At 66.1% G+C, this 442-nt stretch carries 1 protein-coding gene; it reads left to right on the top strand.

Features of this window, described 5'->3' with window-relative positions; all coding sequences use genetic code 11:
- Positions 1 to 442: phosphate acyltransferase (locus JL37_RS30540; RefSeq protein WP_255352920.1), on the top strand; the 442-nt coding region annotated here is incomplete at both ends.

Here is a 442-nt window from a genome sequence, read left to right as displayed (position 1 = left end):
CGTGTACGCGGCCATGAACATCCTGCTGCTCAACGAGCGCACGGTGGTGCTGGTCGACACGCACGTCAATGATGAACCCTCGGCCGAACAGATCGCCGAGTTCACGGTGATGGCGGCTCAGGAAATGGCGCGCATGAACCTGGCGCCCAAGGTGGCGCTGCTGTCGCGTTCGAACTTCGGTTCGGGCAGTTCGGCCTCGGGCGCGAAGATGCGCCGGGCGCTGGAACTGGTGCGCGAGATCGCGCCGGAGCTGGAGATCGACGGGGAAATGCACGGGGACTGCGCGCTGGACGAAGCGCTGCGCATGCGCATCCTGCCGTCGTCTTCGCTCAAGGGCGAGGCCAACCTGCTGGTGTGCCCGAACGTGGATTCCGGCAATATCGCCTACAACCTGCTCAAGACGGCGGCGGGCGGCAACGTGGCGGTGGGCCCGTTCCTGCTG

The organism is Achromobacter sp. RTa (genome assembly GCF_000757485.1).
In the GTDB taxonomy this organism is placed as follows: Bacteria; Pseudomonadota; Gammaproteobacteria; order Burkholderiales; family Burkholderiaceae_B; genus Achromobacter.
This window is presented reverse-complemented; position numbering and strand designations above follow the sequence as displayed.